Raw genomic sequence first — 17,351 nt, 5'->3', positions numbered from 1 at the left:
CCGCACCACCGCGCACGCCGACTGCCGCCGTCCGTGACCCGCTCTCCGCCCTGGACGCCGATGCGTCGACCGGCCAGCGAGCGGTCTGCGGGGCCGGTGGCAGCCTTCGCTAGCCTCCCGCCCATGCTCGGACCCCTCGCCGCGTACCTGCCCACCCCGCGCACCGCCGACGGCGGCGTCGCCGCCGGCGTGCTGGCCGCGCTCGCGGACCGCGCCGTCACGGCGGGCGCGGACGCCGTCGCGGTGCTCGGCTCGACGGGCGGCTTCGCCTACCTGAGTGGCGGCGACCGGGCGCGGGTCGCGCGCGCCGCGGTCGAGGCGGTCGACCGTCGGGTGCCCGTGGTGTGCGGGATCGGCGCGCTGACGACGAACGACGTGCTCGGGCATGCTGCCGCCGCGCGCGCCGCGGGCGTCGACGCCGTGCTGCTGCCGACGACGTCGTACCTGCCTCTCACCGCCGCCGAGGCGCTCGCGCTGTACCGGGACGTCGCGGCCGTCGCCGAGGTGCCCGTCTGGATCTACCACAACCCCCGCACGACGGGCCTGGAGCTCACGGTCGACGACCTCCTCGCCATCGCCGCGCTGCCCGGCATCGGCGGGCTCAAGGACCGCGGGCTCGACGCGGACGACGTCCGCACCCGCTGCTCCGCGCTCCTCGCCGGCGTCCCTGCGCACGTCGAGGTCGGCTTCAGCGGCGACGCGCTGGGCGTGCAGGCGCTGCTCGCGGGTGCCCGGACGTGGCACAGCGGCCTCGCGGGCGTCCTGCCCCGCCCGTGGGTGGCCACCGCGGCCGCGGCGACGGCCGGTGACACGGCGCTCGTCGAGACCTGGACCGAGCGGCTCGCCCCGCTCACCGCGCTCGGTGCGCGCTGGGGTGCGATGCGCCTCGCGGGTCCGGTCGCCCGGCACGTGGGCCTCGACCTCGGGCCGCTCCCGGCGCCGCTGCTCGACGTTCCTGCGGAGGTGCGCGGCGACCTCGACGCCGCCGTCGAGCGCGCCCTGGCCTGACCGCCGGGTCGTCACCCTGCGACGGCCGTGAGGACGGCGCGTCAGCCGCGCGGTGTGCCTGCCGCCTCCTCGTCGGTCGCCGGCCGCACCTCGTCGTCCGCCTCGTCCTCGTCCATCGGCGGCTCGAGCGTCCGCAGCCGGGAGAAGATCGCCCAGACGACGGACACGAGCGGCACGGCGATGACGGCGCCGAGGATGCCGGCGGTGAGCGTCCCGGCCGTCACGGCGAGGGCGACGACCACGGGGTGCAGGGACACCTGCTTGCCCATGACGAGCGGCTGCAGGATGTGCCCCTCGAACTGCCCGATCAGCGCGATGCCGATGCCGACGATCGCCGCGGACCACAGCCCGTTCGCGGCGAGCGCGACGATCATCGCGACGATCATGGCCGCGGGTGCGCCGACCAGCGGGATGAACGCACCGATCATGACGAGCACCGCGAGGGGCGCCGAGAGCGGCACCCGCAGGATCGTCAGCAGGATGAACGCGAGCAGCCCGTCGGTGACGGCGATGATGACCGTGCCGCGCGTGTAGCCGGAGAACGTGTACCAGCCTGCGCCGCCCGCGACCTTCCAGGTCTCGCGGAACCGCGTGGGCAGCTGGTTGAGGAACCACGTCCACATCTCCTGGCCGCGCGCCAGGAAGAACACCGTGCAGAAGATCGCGAGCGCCAGCGCGGTGAAGATCTCGACCACGGAGCCGGCACCGGCGGCGGCCTGCGACGCGAGGTCGCCCGCGTGGTCCTGCACCCACTGCTGCGCGTTCCCGATCCACTCGGCGATCTGGTCGTTCGTGATCGTGAACGGCAGCGCGCCGCTCTCCAGGAAGTCCGTGATCTGCGAGATGCCGTCGCTGAACTGCTTGGTGAGGTCGTTCCACTGGTTCGCGATCGAGTACCCGATGTAGGTCAGGAGCCCGACGAAGAAGAGGATGCCGCCCAGGATCGCGAGCGCGGTCGCGAGTCCGCGCCACATGAACCGCGACAGGAAGTCCACGATCGGGCGGAGCACCGCGGAGAACACGAACGCGAGGAACACCGCGATGAACAGCAGCTGCACGCGCGACGTGGCGTAGAAGACGAGCGCGACGGCCGCGAGCACGACGAGCAGCCGCCACGACACGCCCGCCATGACGCGCAGCCAGTGCGGCGCGGTGTGCTCGACCCCGTACACGCTGGGGTTGCGCCGCGCCCCTGCCACCTTGCGGGCCGCCGGGTTGCTCGGGCCGGTCAGCCCCTTGCTCCCGGTGCCGGTCGCCTCGGCCATGAACCCCCCGCCACGTCGGACTCGGTCGTGGCGCTGGTGCCCCGCGCCTGTGGCGTCAGTCTGCACCCCGGGGCCGATGCATGCCCGACCGCCGCACCGTGCTATCTTTTCTGCCGCACCTGAGGGAGCCCACGGGCCCCCGGACGGTCCACCTGTCCGGGTGGCGGAATGGCAGACGCGCTAGCTTGAGGTGCTAGTGCCCGAAAGGGCGTGGGGGTTCAAGTCCCCCTCCGGACACTCGTTGAGACAGCGAACACGAACGGCTCCGGGCTTCGGCTCGGAGCCGTTCGTGTGTCTGCGGTGGTTCGGACTGCCCGAGGTCGACGCGTCAGCGTGAGGCGACCTCGGCCGCGGGGGAGAGCTGGGCGACGGAGGCGACGGCCCAGGCCGGGAGGTCGAGGTCGATCTCGAGGACGCCGGACTCCGGGACCGTGACGGTCCACCGGTGCAGGTCGTCCGCGACGGACTTCAGCGCGGCTGTCTGGGCGCGGGTGAGGTTGAGCGGCTCGCCCATCTGGTGCCACGCCTCGGCGGCGTTGCCGTGCTCCCAGTCGAGCACCTCGACCTGGAAGACGGTCCCCGGCTCGAGACCCGCGACGGTGTGGTGGACCCGGCGGGACGTCCCGATCTCCCGGTACGCGCGCGTCGCGGCGTAGGAGTCGTGCTGCTCGACGCCGCGCGTCCCCATCTCGGCGGGGTAGTGGAGGAACACCGCGGACACGCGGCCGTCGGAAGACGAGCGCGTGATGATGCCCTGGTCGTCCTGGTGCACGACGCGGTCGCCCAGGCGGTTCAGCATCGCGACGGCGTGGAACGTGGGCTTGTGGATGCCCTGCTCGTTGACGAACCCGAAGCCGCCGTGGAACGGGCCGAGCCCGGCGCCGCCCTCCTCGAAGATGTCGGTGAACGTCCAGTAGGAGATCGAGTCCGCGAGCGCGGCGCCCTTGAGGAACGCGCGCGTGATGTACGTGGCGGCGAAGAGCGTGTCGTGCGTGCGGTCGCGGCTCGACGGCGAGCTCGACCACTCGGTGATGTGCAGCTCGGCGTCGGGGTACGGGCTCGCGGCGATGAGGTCCTGCATGAGGCGCAGGTCCTGCTCGGTGGCGTCCACGTGGCGGTGGATGGCCGTGAACCCGCTGCCGGTCCCGTCGGCCGCGTAGTCCGTCGGGTAGAGGTGGGTGGAGAGGAAGTCGAGCGGGAGGTCCCGCTCGGCGCAGTACTCGACGAGCTCGCGGACCCAGACCGGCTGCCAGTCGAGCGCGTCGGGGTCGGGCGCCTGGCCGGTGGCGAACTCGGCCGCGCGGTCGTAGGTCTCGCCGGCGTAGCGGGCGTCGGGCACGAAGACGGAGGTCGACGGTCCGCCGACCTTGAGCTGCGGGTCGATCGCCTTCAGGGCGCGCGCGGTGGCCTCGTAGAGCTCGAAGTACTGGGTGCGGGTGCCGGTCCAGAAGTGGGGCACCAGGTTGGGCTCGTTCCACACCTCGAACCGCCACTCCCGCACCTCGTCGAGGCCGTACCGCTCGATCCAGTGCCGGACCGTCTCGGTCACGAGGCGGACCCACTCCGCCATGTCGGTGGGCGGGCTGCAGTGCGCCTTCCACCAGAACAGCGTCTCGGTCTGCGTGGCCAGCTCGCGGGGCATGAACCCGAGCTCGACGAACGGGCGCGCGCCCGCGTCGAGGATCGCGTCGAACACCATGTCGACGTAGCTGAAGGTGATCGGCGGCTCGGGCAGGACCTCGGGCGGCGCGAAGCCGCCGCCGTAGGTGGCGCGGTACACGAACATGTCGTCGTGGAACAGGCCGTGGAAGCGCACGGAGCGCACTCCGAGCACGTCCACGGCCTCGCGGAGGTGCGCTTGCCAGTCGGCGCGCAGCGCCTCGTTGGCCCGGCCGGCACCCACGCACCGGTTCCAGACGTGATGCAGCGGCGCGTCCGACGGGGGCGCGCCATCGACCTGCAGCTCGTCGAGCGCGTGCGCGTCGTGCGGCATGGAGATCTCCTTCGGTTCAGGGGTTCGACGGCCGCGGCCCCGCGGGGACGTGCGTGCGCAGCCGCTGAGCGAGGGCGTCGAGGGTGTCCCGCGCGGGCTCGAACCCCACCCAGTCGAGATGGCCGTGCGGCACGCCCGCCCGCGTCACCTCGACGACGTCGACGCCCGCCGCGCGCAGCCGCGTGCTGAACTGCTCGCCGCTCGCCCGGAACGCGTCGAACTCGGCGTTCTCGACGTAGGTCGGGGGGAAGCCCTCGAGCCGGGCCGCGAGGCCGGGGAAAGCCTCGTCGTCGGACGGCTCCGGGTCGCGGCCGAGCACCGTGCGGTTCGTGGCGTCGATCATCCACGCCGGGAGCTGGAGCGCGTGCGGGGCGGCCTCGAGGGCCTCGGCGACCTCGGCCGAGAGCGCCGGAACCCGGGGATGCAGCATCGGGTACACCAGCAGGGTCTGCCACGGCGGCCCGCCGTCCGCGACGGTGCGCAGGGTCACGGCCGCCGCGAGGAAGGCGCCCGCGCTCGCACCGCCGATCGCGACCCGGGCCGCGTCGGCCCCGAAGCGGGCCGGGTCCGCGCGCACGGCGTCGAGCACGGCGAGGCAGTCGTCCTGCGGGACGGGGAACCGGACCGGGTCGCCGCGCTCGTCGACGCGGTCGCCGACGGTGCCGCCGAGCTCCGGCATCACCGGGCAGAGGCGGTAGTCGACCGACACGACGACGGCGTCCGCGCGGCCGGCGATGCCGCGGGCGGCCTCGTGCGCCTCCGCCATGTCGAGGTCGCCCCACGCGAACGCGCCGCCGTGCATCCACACCAGGCAGGCTCGGCCGCCGTCGGGCGGCGTGCCCACGGGCGTGTAGACGCGCACGGGCACGAGGCCGTGCGGACCGGTGACCTCCTGGTCGACCACGGTCAGGTCCCAGTCCTCGGGCGGCCCGAACGGGGCCTTCCACCGCGCGACGACCGCCTCGGGGATCTGCGTGAAGTCCGCGTGGCCCTCGACGAGGTGGCGACGCGCCTCGAGCTCGGGGACGAGTCGTCGCGTCATGGCTGCATCCCTCCGATGTCGTCGCCGACCCGGAACCAGTCGACGTCCACGTGGCCGCCGGTCTCGGCCGTGGCGTAGCAGAAGATCGCGAACCGGTACCCCGTGAAGTGGTCGAGGCTGTACTCCATCGCCAGGTCGTCGCCGATCGGCGTCCAGGCGGCGCCGTCGAGCGAGTACGCGAACGAGGCGCGGTCGGCGGCGTCGCGGAAGTCCACGTCGACGCGGAGCAGGACGGTCGCGGCCGTCAGCGGCACCGGGGCGCTGGTGAAGGCGACGTCCCCGTCCCGGTCGGCACGGCGCATCACGAGCCGGCGGGCGCCGTCGGCCATCTCGACGCCCACGTACCCGTACTTCTGCTGGTACGCGGACAACCCGGCGACGTCGCCGTCCAACATGGCGGACACGTCGAGCGAGATCGCGGCGGCGCTCGCGGGCCCGCACGTGCGCTGGGTGAGCGTGTTGCGGGCGTCGAGGATGCCCGACGCGATGCTGCCCGTCGTCAGCCGCAGGTGGCCGGGCCGGTCGGTGAGCGACCAGAACCGGTTGTCCGGGTTGTGGTTCCACTGCCACGTCAGCCCGAGGCTCGACCCGTTCCAGGCGTTCTCCTCCGACGTCGTCAGGGCACCGGCGTCCGCCGTGCTCCAGTAGCCGGCCCGCGTCGGCTGGTTGTCGAAGTCGTCGGAGACGAGGAGGTCCGTCGCTCCCGCCGACGCCGCGCCGGCGGGCACCGTCGGCGCGGCGCCGAGCGCGTACACCGGCCACCCGTCCGCGTCCCAGGTGACGCGCGCGAGCTGCGGTGAGCGCCCGAGCGGCCCCTCGTCCTGGAAGAGCATCGCGTACCACTGCCCGTCCGCCGCCTGGACGACGCCACCCTGAGCGACGCCGCCACCCGGGCGCCCCGCGACCGGCACCGCCTGGCTGAGCACGACCCTGCCCTCCCAGGTCCCGCCCTGGGACTGCGGCGTCAGCGAAGGGGATCGCCACACGACCTCCTGGCGGATCCCGCCCGTCGGCCACTGGATCATGAAGACGTAGTAGTGGTCGCCGATCCTGTAGGCGTGCGCGCCCTCCGCGGGGAGCCCGCTGGTCTGGTCGACGCCGGCGTCCTCGACGAGCCGTGTCGGCGGGCCGTCCCAGACGAACGTCCCGTGGTCGTCCCGGGCGAGCCGGCGCAGGTCGATCACCCCGGCGCCGTAGACGACCCACACGGCCCCGTCGTCGAACAGGAGCGACTGGTCGTGGGCGTAGCCGTCGAGCACCGACCTCGTCCACGGGCCGTGCTCGATGCTTGGCGTCGCGTAGACGTACGTCTTCTGCGTGGTCAGGCTCCCGACCGAGACGTAGAAGGTGCCCTCGTGGTGCCGGATGCTCGCGGCCCAGGTGCCCTGCCCGTAGGCGTCCTGCCCGTGGCGCAGGGCGAGCGCGTCAGTGTCGTCGAGGATCGGGGCGGTGTAGCCGGCGATCGACCAGTGCACCAGGTCGCTCGAGCGCATGATCGGCACGCTCGGCGCGAAGTACATGGTCGTGCTGACCATGTAGTAGTGCCGCCCGTCGAAGACGACGTCCGGGTCGGGGACGTCCGCGAAGATGACCGGCTCGGCGCCGGTGAGCGCCTGCTGGCCAGGTGCCATCAACTGACCAGGTGCCATCAACGAAGCCCGAGACCGACGGTGACGTAGGAGTGCGCGGGGAGGTCGACCTCGAGCCCGCGCGCGTGGGGTCGCACGCCGTCGTGCGCGGCCGGTGTGACGGCGTCGAGGTGCTCGGGCGTGTTGTGCGCGTCCAGGGCCGGCGCGGTGAGTACCCGCGCCTCGTGCCCGACGACGTCCCGGCCGCGCAGGTCGAGCACGACCGTGCGGTCGGTCTCGGTGTCGAGGTTCGACAGCGAGACCAGCGCGGTGTCGCCCTTGACAGACGCCGACGCCGAGACCAGCGGCAGCTCGGTCCCGTCGACGGTCCGGGTTTCCACGTCGCGCAGGTGCACGGCGAGCGCGGCGGCGTCGTGGTGCCCGCGGTTCATCGCGAACACGTGGTACGTCGGGGTGAGCACGAGCGCGCCCGTGTCGGGATCGGTCAGGATCATCGCCTGGAGCACGTTGACGGTCTGCGCGATGTTCGCCATCACGACCCGCTCGGCGTGCCGGTGGAACGCGTCGAGGTGCACGGACGCGACCAGCGCGTCGCGCAGCGTGTTCTGCTGGTACAGGAACCCCGGGTTCGTGCCCTTCTCGACGTTCCACCAGGTGCCCCACTCGTCGACGACCAGGCCGACCTTGCGGTGCGGGTCGTACCGGTCCATCACCGTCGAATGGCGCGTGAGCAGCTCCTCCATGCGGCGGGCCCGGGCCATCGTCGTGTACCACTCGTCCGTGCTGAAGCCGGTGGCGTCACCCTTGTCGCCCCACGATCCGGACATCGTGTAGTAGTGCAGCGACACGGCCTGGAACGGCCGGGGCGGCTCGGTCGGGTCGGCGGCCAGGTCGTCGAACGAGCGCATCAGCGTCTCGGTCCAGTGCAGGTCCGACTCGTTCGCGCCGGCCGCGATCCGGTAGAGCGCGTTGCCGCCGTGGTCGCGCGAGTACGTGGCGTACTGCCGGGCCAACGACGCGAACTGCTCCGCACGCAGGTGCCCGCCGCACCCCCACGCCTCGTTCCCCAGCCCCCAGAACGGCACGCGCCACGGCTCGTCGCGACCGTTCGCCCGGCGCAGGGCCGCCATCGGGGAGTCGTCGGCCCGGGTGAGGTACTCGACCCAGTCCGACATCTCCGCCACGCTGCCGGACCCGACGTTCCCGGACACGTACGGGTCGGCCCCGAGCAGCTCGCACAGGTCCATGAACTCGTGGGTGCCGAACGCGTTGTCCTCGACGACGTCGCCCCAGTGCGAGTTGACCATCCGGGGCCGCTGGTCGCGCGGGCCGATCCCGTCCCGCCAGTGGTAGTCGTCGGCGAAGCAGCCCCCCGGCCAGCGCAGGTTCGGGATGCGCAGGTCCCGCAGCGCCGCCACGACGTCGGACCGGATGCCGCGCACGTTCGGCACGGGCGAGTCCTCGCCCACCCAGAACCCGCCGTAGATGCATCGGCCCAGGTGCTCCGCGAAGTGCCCGTACACGTGCCGGCTGATCGTCGCACCGGGCAGGTCGAGGTCGATGATCGCGGTCGTGCGGGCGGGCGCAGGCGCAGGGGTGCTCACAGGTGGGTCTCCTTTGACCGGGTGGCGACGTGGGTGACGCGGAGGGCCGCTCGCGCGGGTGCGGCTAGGCGCCGGCGCGGGTGGATCCCCGCACCACGAGGCGGACGGGTGCGACGACGTGCTCGGCGGGGCCGGTCCAGCCCGCCATCTGGCGGTGCAGCAGGCCGACCGCCGCCTCGGCCACGCCCTCGTGGTTGGCGTCGACCGACGTGATGCCCGGCGGGATGAAGCGGGACATGTCGAGGTTGTCGAACCCGGCGAGCTGGACGTCGCCGGGGACCTGCAGCCCACGGTCGGCGAGGGCTGACAGCGCCCCGAGGGCGACGATGTCGGTGACGGCGAAGACCCCGTCGAAGGGCAGCCCCGAGTCGATGAACTCGAGCATCGCGTCGCGACCACCGAGCGACGTGTAGTCGCTGACGGGCACGACGTAGGCCGGGTCGGCGGCGAGGCCGGCGTCGTGGCACGCGTGCTCCCACCCGACGCGGCGGTCCGTGGTCATCATGTGGGCGCCGTCGAACGAGCACCCGAGCGCGAGGATGCGGCGAGATCCGCGCTCGATCATGTGGGCCGTGGCCAGGCGTGCGCCCGACTCGTTCGCCAGGCGCACGTGGTTGAGGTGGTCGGGGACGTCGCGCTCGCCCAGCAGCACGATGGGCTTGGAGGTCCGCACGCGCGCCAGCTGCTCCAGGTCGAGACCGGCGACGGACAGCAGCACGCCGTCGTACATCTGGAGCCGCGCGACGCTCAGCGCCTCCATCTCCTGCTCCGCGTTGGCGCTCGTCCGCTCGAGCACGAGGTGACGCCCCTCGGCCTCGACGAGCGGGGCCAGGTGGTCGGCGAGCTCCCCGAAGTAGTCGTGGAAGCTCGGGACGACGAAGGCGACGGTGTCGGTCCGGCCGGCCCGCAGGTGCCGCGCGGTCAGGTTGACCTCGTACCCGAGGGCTTCGACGGCCGCCATGACGCGGGCGCGCGTCGGCTCGCCGACGGGGAGGCGCTCGTTGAGGACGTTCGACACGGTCATGACCGAGACGCCGGCCGCGCGGGCCACGTCCGCCATGCGCACCATGGGCATCCTCCTGTCCGCGACGTTGCCAGTCCAGCGTGCCCCTCATCGGACCCGGAGGGCCCGGCCACGCCGCCGAGCGCGCTCAATATATCGATAAAAGCGGTGACCGCAAGGCCCGCTTCCCGAGGCCGCGGACGGGCAGGACGGGGGAGGGGGTCGCCGTCCCGCGTCGACGCGCGCAGCTCCGCACACCGGACGCGGCCGTGACCATCTCGAGATGTTCGAGGTCTTGACGGCTCGGGACCGCGTCTCTACTTTAACGCTAAAATCCCGCTCGGGATGAGGACGCCAAGCCCGAACACCGCGTCCGATGTGCACGCGTTCCAGTCAAGGACGACCGGAACTGTTCTCAAGGGAGAGACCTCGGTGCGTACCGCTAGAACGAAGTTGTCAGCTCTTGTCCTGGTCGCCGCAGTGTCAGCAGGACTGGTCGGATGTACCTCGGGCGACGCCCCCGAAGAGGACCCGAAGGACGTCGTCATCCCCGAGGGCGAGCTCGCGGACCAGTCGGGGACGCTCACCCCCAGCAACCCGACGACGCTCACGACGTGGATCACGACGGCCTCGCAGGCCCCGGCCCCCGACAACAAGATCACCAAGCTGCTCGAGGAGAACCTCGGCGTCACCCTCAAGTACGAGATCGTCACGCCGGACGCCGTGGACCAGAAGATCGGCGTCATGCTCGCGGGCGGCGAGTACCCCGACCTCATCGGGACCACCGACCTCAAGATGCGTCTCCTCGAGGGCGGCGCCCTCCTGCGGCTGGACGACATGCTGGAGAGCGGCGACTACCCGAACCTCGCCACGCACGTCGAGGACGACATCAAGAAGATGAGCTACTCGGGCGAGGAGGTGGACCCGGGCCTGTACATCTTCCCGAACTACAACCGCTTCTACGGCGAGGTCACGGGCGGCACCTACTACGGTCCCGCGTTCTGGATCCAGAAGCGTGTGCTCGAGGACGCCGGCTGGCCGGACCTCAGCAACATGACGCTCGAGCGCTACTTCGAGCTCATCGCGAACTACAAGGCGAAGAACCCGCAGACCGACGGCGCCCCGACCGTCGGCTTCGAGGTGCTCGCGTCGACGGGCCGTGAGTGGGGCATGACCAACCCGCCGGCGCTGCTGGCAGGGTCGCCGAACAACGGTGGCGTCATCGTCGACGAGAACGACAAGGCGGAGATCTACGCCGACAAGGACATCGCCAAGGACTTCTACAAGGTCCTCAACGAGCAGTACGACGCGGGTCTCGTCGACCGCGAGTCCTTCACGCTGACGTTCGACCAGTACACCGCGAAGCTCGCCACCGGCGCGGTCCTCGGCATGCACGACCAGGGCTGGAACTTCCAGACCGCGACCGACTCGCTGCGGAGCGCCGGCAAGGACGAGTACACGTACGTGCCGCTCATGCCCGTCTACGACGGGGCCGAGCCGTGGTACGCCGACCGCCCCGTGATGAACACCAACCAGGGCTTCGGCATCTCCGTCTCCAGCAAGCAGCCGGAGAAGGCGATGAAGTTCCTCGACCTCATGCTCAGCGAGCCCTGGCAGAAGGTGCTCTCGTGGGGCGTCGAGGGCGAGGACTACCAGGTGGGCGAGGACGGCATGTTCACACGCACCGAGGAGCAGCGGGCCAACGCCCGCGACCTCACCTGGCGTGCCTCCAACCGTCTCGAGGCGCTGCTCGACGTGCTGCCCAAGCACAACGGCCAGTTCTCCGACGGCAACGCCTACAGCCCCGACGACCAGCCCGCCGAGTTCTTCGCGACGCTGACCGAGTACGACCGCAACGTCATGGAGCAGTACGGCAAGAAGACCTGGCTCGAGTTCATGAACCCGCAGCCGGAGAACCCCAAGTACTACCCGGCGTGGAACATCACGCTCTCCGACGAGGCCAACGAGGTCAACCAGCAGCTGACCGACGCCAACGTGCAGAACCTGCCGAAGATCATCGCCGGTGCCCCTGCCGACTTCGAGGCGAGCTGGAAGGCCTACGTCGACGCCATCAAGAAGATCGACGTCAAGGTGTACGAGGACGCCATCAACGCCGGCATCCAGGACCGTCTGGAGAACTGGTAACAGTCCGCGAGGACGCGTGGTGGGGGTTCGCCCCCACCACGCGTCCTCGACGACGACCCACCGCTCCGCGACGACGAGGTTGGACAGATGACGGACACCACGGTCACCACGCTTGTGGCCGCCACCGGGCGCGAACCGGCCCCGGAGCCCGCGAGCGGCTCGCGTGGTCCACGCCGCAAGGCCCGGACGCGAGCAGCCAAGGAGCCCCGGCGCAAGATCACCTGGGACAGGATCTGGGCGCAGCGGGTCCTGCTCGCGATGGCCGTCCCGCTGCTGATGTACCAGATCCTCTTCAAGTACGTCCCGGTCTACGGCTGGGCGATCGCCTTCCAGGACTACAAGCCGGGTCGCGGCAGCATCTGGAACCAGGAGTGGGTCGGCTTCGAGAACTTCGTCGACCTGTTCACCGGTGTCAACGGCGAACGGTTCCGCCGGGTCGTGATCAACACGGTGGGGCAGTCCGTCCTGACGCTGGTCGTCGGGACGCTGGGGGCCATCGTCCTGGCGCTGCTGCTGAACGAGGTCAAGAACGCCCCGTTCAAGCGGATCATGCAGAACATCACGTACATGCCCCACTTCCTCAGCTGGGTGATCGTGGCGAGCCTGGCGTCGGTGGCGCTGTCACTGCCCTCGTCCGGCGGGTTCATCAACCAGGCCCTCATGGCCGTGGGCCTGGTCCAGGAACCGGTCCTGTTCCTGACCGAGCCGAACCACTTCTGGGGGATCGTCGCCGGGACGAGCCTGTGGAAGGAGCTCGGCTGGAACACGATCCTCTACCTGGCCGCGATCACCGCGATCGACCCGAGCCTGTACGAGGCCGCCGAGGTCGACGGAGCAGGCCGGTACCGCAAGATGTGGAACATCACGCTGCCCGGGATCCGGCCCACGATCGTCGTGCTGCTCATCATCAACGCCGGCTGGATCCTGTCGACGAACTTCGAGCTGCCGTACTTCCTCGGCAACGGCCTGATCTCCGAGCGGGCCGAGACCATCGACGTCTTCGTGCTGCGCTACGGCTACCAGCTCGGCAACTACGACCTCGCCGTCGTCGCGGGCATCTTCAAGACGATCGTCGCCATCATCCTGGTGGGCTCGGCCAACCTGGCGGCCAAGCGCCTCAACCAAGAGACGCTGGTCTAGGAGGACTTCATGTCAAGCACCATCGCCCCGAAGTCCCTGACGCGGCGCGTGCCGCGGAGCCGGTCACCGCGTCACCGGTGGACGGCCGAGCGGATCATCTTCACGACGCTGAACACCACGTTCCTGCTGGCGCTCGCGACGCTCATGATCTACCCGCTGCTCAACACGCTCGCCATCTCCCTGAACGACGGCATGGACGCCGTCCGTGGCGGGATCGGCATCTGGCCGCGGGTCTTCTCGTTGAAGAACTACGAGGTCGTGCTCAACATGAACACGATCTACCAGGCGTTCTTCATGAGCGTCTTCAAGACGGTCGTCGTGGTGGTGACGAACCTGTTCTTCACGTCGATGCTCGCCTACGCGCTCAGCCGCAAGGAGTTCATCTTCCGCCGCCCGATCACGATCATCTTCGTCCTGACGCTGTACTTCGACGCCGGGCTGATCCCCAACTACCTGCTCATCAAGGACCTGGGCATGCTGAACAGCTTCCAGGCGTACTGGGTGCCGGTGATCATCAGCGCGTTCAACCTGATCATCCTGCGCACGTACATGAAGTCGATCCCCGAGGAGATCACCGAGTCGGCACGGGTCGACGGCGCGGGCGAGTTCCGCACGTGGTGGCAGATCATCATGCCGCTGTGCAAGCCCGCGCTGGCCGTCGTGGGGCTGTTCGTGGCCGTCGGCAGCTGGAACGCCTGGTTGGACACGCTCCTGTACAACTCGGGCGACCAGGCGTTGTCCACGCTCCAGTACGAGCTGCAGAAGCTCCTCGCGAGCTCGATGAACGCCGGCGCGAACTCCGCGAACACCGCGGGCAACGCGGCGTCCGTGGGGAGCGGCGGGCAGCTCACCACCCCGATCGCGCTGCGGTCGGCGATCACGATGGTGGCGGCCGTCCCCATCCTGTTCGTCTACCCGTTCCTGCAGAAGCACTTCGTGTCCGGTCTCATGATCGGGTCCGTCAAGGGCTGACGGCGTCGGCCTCCCGCGCACCCGCGGGGGGCCGGCCGTCGCAGGACCGCCACCCCGTCACACCGAGAGGCACGACCATCTTCCGCTTCAACCCTGCGTCGCGGCTGTGGCGCGCCCTCGACTCGCTCGGCTCGGTCATCGTGGTCAGCCTGTTCTGGCTCGTGAGCGTCGGCCTCGTCGTGACGGCGGGAGCGGGGACGGTCGTCGCCTACGAGCTCTGCCGACGGTACGTCCTGGGCAAGGACGCAGGCCTGCTCGCCGTCGCGGCGAAGGCCTGGCGGCAGAGCTGGCGGCAGGCGACCGTCGTCGGGCTGCTGGCCGTCCCGGTCGCGGCCGTCGGCATCGTGACGCTCTCGTACCTGCCCACGTCCGGGCTCGCCGAGGTCCTGGTGCCGCTCGTGGTCGTCGGGCTCTTCCTCCTGCTCCTCGTCTTCTGGTGCCTCCCGCTCGTCGCCCGCTTCACCAACCCCACCTGGCGGCAGGTGCGCAACGGGTTCACGTTGGGGCTGACGACGCCCAGCCTGACGTTCCTGCTCGGGATCGCCCTCGTGCTCGGAGGCCTCGCCGTCTGGAATTTCCCGCCCGCGGCGTTCGTGCTCCCCGGCCTGATCCTCCTGTGGTGGTGCTACCTGCTCGAGCGGTTCTTCGTGGCCCGCGGGTACGTGCGACCCGAGCCGGAGGCGGCGGAGATCTGACGCCCCACGCCCTGCCGGCGCGGTCCTGGAGAAACCCCCACCACCCACACGACCCCCGTGGTCGACGAAAGGCGCTGTCGTGACCATCCTGCACGTCGCCGTCACCGGCTCGGACCGTGCCGACGGGTCGGCCGAGACCCCGTTCCGGACCATCGGCCGGGCCGCGCAGGCCGCCATGCCGGGCGACACCGTCGCGGTGCACGAAGGCGTGTACCGGGAGTGGGTGAACCCGCCGCGCGGCGGCACGGTCGACGCGCCGATCACCTACCAGGCCGCGGAGGGCCCGGACGGTCGCTTCGAGCCCGTCACGATCTCGGGCGCCGAGGTGGTCACCGACTGGCGCCCCCACCCCGGTGCCGAGGGCCGCGTCTGGGTCACGGAGGTGCCGAACGCCCTGTTCGGGGAGCGCAACCCGTACGCCGAGCGCATCGGCGGGGACTGGTTCTTCGACCGGGTCAACACCTGGCACACGGGCGAGGTGTACCTCGACGGGAAGTCGATGTACGAGTCGCTGACGCTCGGCGGCGTCGAGCACCCCGAGGTCACGCCGGACTCGTCCGACCCGGAGGGCTCGCTGCTGACCTGGTACTGCGAGGTGGGCGACGACGTCACGACGATCTGGGCGAACTTCGGCGGCGCGGACCCGGCGGCGCACGAGGTCGAGATCAACGCGCGCACCTTCGTCTTCTGGCCCGCGGCGACGGGCATCGACCACATCACGGTGCGCGGCTTCACCCTGACGAAGGCCGCCACCCAGTGGGCCCCGCCCACCGCGCTGCAGGAGGGCCTGATCGGCCCGCACTGGTCGACGGGCTGGGTCATCGAGGACAACACGATCACCGACTCGAAGAACGTCGGCGTCTCGCTCGGCAAGGAGGCCAGCACCGGGCAGAACGAGTGGGCCACCGGGGCGGAGGGTGCCAAGGGCGGCACGCAGCGCGAGCGCGAGGTCATCCAGCGGGCGCTCGCCCTCGGCGGGCCGGGAGCGGGCGAGCCGCAGCCGTGGCACCGCGACCACGTCGGCTCCCACATCGTGCGCCGCAACACCATCCGGGACTGCGAGCAGGCCGGCGTCGTCGGGCACCTGGGGGCGGCGTTCTCGACCATCGCGGACAACCACATCTCGCGCATCCACGTGAAGCGGCAGTGGCACGGCGCCGAGGTGGCCGGGATCAAGCTGCACGCCGCGATCGACACCGTGATCAGCGGCAACACGATCCATCACACGCACCGCGCGCTGTGGCTCGACTGGCAGGCCCAGGGCACCCTGGTGCGCCGCAACGTCTTCTACGCCTCGACCGCGGAGGACTTCATGGTCGAGGTCTGCCACGGCCCGTACCTCGTGGACTCGAACCTGTTCCTGTCCCCGTGGTCCGTGAAGGACATGTCCACCGGCGGCGCGTACGTGCACAACTACGTCGCGGGGCGCATCGCCAACTGCACCGAGCACCAGCGGTACACCCCGTACCACCTGCCGCACTCGACGGCCGTCTACGGCGTCTCGAACATCCTCGGCGGCGACGACCGGTTCTACAACAACGTCTTCGTCGGTGACGGCGCCACCAGCGACGCCACCGGGTCGGACGCGCAGGCGGAACCGGCGCTCGCCAGCTTCTGGTCGGGCGCGGTCGACATGGACGGCGTGCCCGGCCGCGCGACGTTCGTGCCGACCCCCGTGGGCACCTCGCAGTACGACGCCTACCCGACGTCGCAGGAGTACCCGGCCGAGCAGGGCAGCGACCTGGCCGGGCCACGACTCCCCGTGTGGAGCGAGGGCAACCTCTACGCGGAGGGCGCCGAGCCGTTCCGCGCGGAGCCCGCGGCCCTCGTGGTCGGCGTGTCACCGGTGCGGGTCGAGGTGGTCGACGCCGAGGCGGGGACGGTCCGCGTCGACGTGGACGACGTGCGCGCCTTCGACGTCGTCGCCCCGGTGACGACCGCGCGCCTCGGGACGAGCTACCAGGCCGAGATGCCGTACACCCGTCCCGACGGGTCCGACCTCGACCTGGGCGTCGACGTCTTCGGGATCCCGCGGGACCCGGTCGTGCCCGGGCCGTTCGCCGCGTCGGCGCCCGTGACGCGGTTCCTCTCCGCACCGGGCCCGGCTCGTCGGCGGTAGACGCCGTGGCGTGCCCCCGCCTGAGGGGGGTCCCGGGCTCGACACCGGGCAGGCGGGGGCGCTCCACGCCACTGCTCGCGGGTCTGATCGGGCCGACTCTCTGGACAGGGCGGTTCGCGGCGGTATGGTCGGGCCATGGGACTGGAGGCGGTCCGTCGTGCAGCAGCCGCGAGCATCCTCCCCGTCGTCGTGACGGCGACGGTGTGCTCCTGTGCCTCCTCCGGGGGCTCGGAGCCCGAGGGCGAGCCGACGAGCAGGTCTCCCTCCCCGACCGCCTCGGCGTCCGCGTCCGCGTCACCGCAGGCGATCCAGGACGCCGTCCTCGAGGCGGGCGTCACCGGGTCAGGCCTGCCGGAGGGTGTGACGCCTCCGGACGACAGCGGCTCGCCGGGTGTCGGCTGGGCGCCTGACGACGGGCTGCTCTACGTCGTGACGTTCGGCTCGAGCACCTGCCCGATCGTCGCGGAGCCCGAGGCGACGCTCGCGGGCGGCACGCTCACCGTGAAGGTCGGGGCGACGTCGACCGGCCCGTGCACCATGGACTTCGTCCCGACGACGTCCGTGGTCGGCGTCCCGGCCGACGTCGACGAGAACGCGCCGGTCACGGTCGACCTCGGTGACCAGGTCGTGCTGGACGTCCAGCCACGTAGCGCGGCAGGGTCGGCCGGCCCCATGGCCTGGGCGCCGACGCCCGGCTGATCGATCCGCCGCACCTCCTGGAGCGCCGGCGAGCCGCGCCGCACAGATCTCCCGTGCCTGCCCGGCTCGTGCGTCAC

General features: G+C 71.2%; 13 protein-coding genes and 1 tRNA gene. 8 read left to right on the top strand and 6 right to left on the bottom strand.

Annotated elements, in window-relative coordinates; translation table 11 throughout:
* Positions 1-123: 123 nt before the first annotated feature.
* Positions 124-1,008 (top strand): dihydrodipicolinate synthase family protein, encoded by an 885-nt coding sequence (locus OMK64_RS07475; protein WP_272727450.1) that lies wholly within the window; start codon positions 124-126, stop codon positions 1,006-1,008.
* Between the two features lie 41 nt (positions 1,009-1,049).
* Here the strand turns inward: OMK64_RS07475 and OMK64_RS07470 are convergent, their stop codons facing one another.
* Positions 1,050-2,273 carry an AI-2E family transporter gene (locus OMK64_RS07470; protein WP_272727449.1) on the bottom strand — a complete coding sequence of 408 codons (1,224 nt, stop codon included), beginning with the start codon at positions 2,271-2,273 and terminating at the stop codon, positions 1,050-1,052.
* Between the two features lie 154 nt (positions 2,274-2,427).
* Between OMK64_RS07470 and OMK64_RS07465 the strand changes: the two genes are divergently transcribed.
* A tRNA-Leu gene (locus OMK64_RS07465) sits at positions 2,428-2,510 on the top strand.
* Between the two features lie 91 nt (positions 2,511-2,601).
* Here the strand turns inward: OMK64_RS07465 and OMK64_RS07460 are convergent.
* From OMK64_RS07460 to OMK64_RS07440, 5 genes are all read right to left on the bottom strand, one after another.
* Entirely contained in the window at positions 2,602-4,266 is a 1,665-nt protein-coding gene (locus OMK64_RS07460) for a GH39 family glycosyl hydrolase (RefSeq protein ID WP_272727448.1), read from the bottom strand.
* Positions 4,267-4,282: 16 nt separating this feature from the next.
* Positions 4,283-5,308: an alpha/beta hydrolase fold domain-containing protein gene (locus OMK64_RS07455; protein ID WP_272727447.1), complete on the bottom strand. Its 1,026-nt coding sequence runs from the start codon at positions 5,306-5,308 to the stop codon at positions 4,283-4,285.
* Positions 5,305-6,939, bottom strand: coding sequence for a glycoside hydrolase family 43 protein (locus tag OMK64_RS07450; RefSeq protein WP_272727446.1), 1,635 nt, complete (start codon positions 6,937-6,939; stop codon positions 5,305-5,307). The genes OMK64_RS07455 and OMK64_RS07450 overlap by 4 nt, the downstream gene beginning before the upstream one ends.
* A 17-nt stretch (positions 6,940-6,956) precedes the next feature.
* On the bottom strand, positions 6,957-8,501 hold the full coding sequence (locus tag OMK64_RS07445) for an alpha-N-arabinofuranosidase (RefSeq protein ID WP_272727445.1): 1,545 nt from the start codon (positions 8,499-8,501) through the stop codon (positions 6,957-6,959).
* Between the two features lie 64 nt (positions 8,502-8,565).
* Positions 8,566-9,570 (bottom strand): LacI family DNA-binding transcriptional regulator, encoded by a 1,005-nt coding sequence (locus OMK64_RS07440; protein WP_272727444.1) that lies wholly within the window; start codon positions 9,568-9,570, stop codon positions 8,566-8,568.
* Positions 9,571-9,984: 414 nt separating this feature from the next.
* Between OMK64_RS07440 and OMK64_RS07435 the strand changes: the two genes are divergently transcribed.
* The 6 genes from OMK64_RS07435 to OMK64_RS07410 all read left to right on the top strand — a co-directional run bounded on the left by OMK64_RS07435 (position 9,985) and on the right by OMK64_RS07410 (position 17,274).
* Positions 9,985-11,649, top strand: a complete 1,665-nt coding sequence (locus OMK64_RS07435) for an extracellular solute-binding protein (protein WP_272727443.1) — start codon at positions 9,985-9,987, stop codon at positions 11,647-11,649.
* 87 nt (positions 11,650-11,736) lie between these two features.
* Positions 11,737-12,789 (top strand): ABC transporter permease, encoded by a 1,053-nt coding sequence (locus OMK64_RS07430; protein WP_272727442.1) that lies wholly within the window; start codon positions 11,737-11,739, stop codon positions 12,787-12,789.
* Between the two features lie 9 nt (positions 12,790-12,798).
* Positions 12,799-13,761: a carbohydrate ABC transporter permease gene (locus tag OMK64_RS07425; RefSeq protein ID WP_272727441.1), complete on the top strand. Its 963-nt coding sequence runs from the start codon at positions 12,799-12,801 to the stop codon at positions 13,759-13,761.
* 140 nt (positions 13,762-13,901) lie between these two features.
* Positions 13,902-14,456 (top strand): DUF624 domain-containing protein, encoded by a 555-nt coding sequence (locus tag OMK64_RS07420; RefSeq protein ID WP_272727439.1) that lies wholly within the window; start codon positions 13,902-13,904, stop codon positions 14,454-14,456.
* A gap of 79 nt (positions 14,457-14,535) precedes the next feature.
* Positions 14,536-16,575 carry a DUF1565 domain-containing protein gene (locus OMK64_RS07415; protein WP_272727438.1) on the top strand — a complete coding sequence of 680 codons (2,040 nt, stop codon included), beginning with the start codon at positions 14,536-14,538 and terminating at the stop codon, positions 16,573-16,575.
* A gap of 135 nt (positions 16,576-16,710) precedes the next feature.
* Positions 16,711-17,274, top strand: coding sequence for a hypothetical protein (locus OMK64_RS07410; RefSeq protein ID WP_272727437.1), 564 nt, complete (start codon positions 16,711-16,713; stop codon positions 17,272-17,274).
* Positions 17,275-17,351 lie beyond the last annotated feature (77 nt).

It is taken from the genome of Cellulomonas fimi, from assembly GCF_028527925.1.
Taxonomy (GTDB): Bacteria; Actinomycetota; Actinomycetes; order Actinomycetales; family Cellulomonadaceae; genus Cellulomonas; species Cellulomonas fimi_C.
Note: the sequence above shows the minus strand (reverse complement) of the source record. Positions and strands in the feature narration are given on the sequence as shown.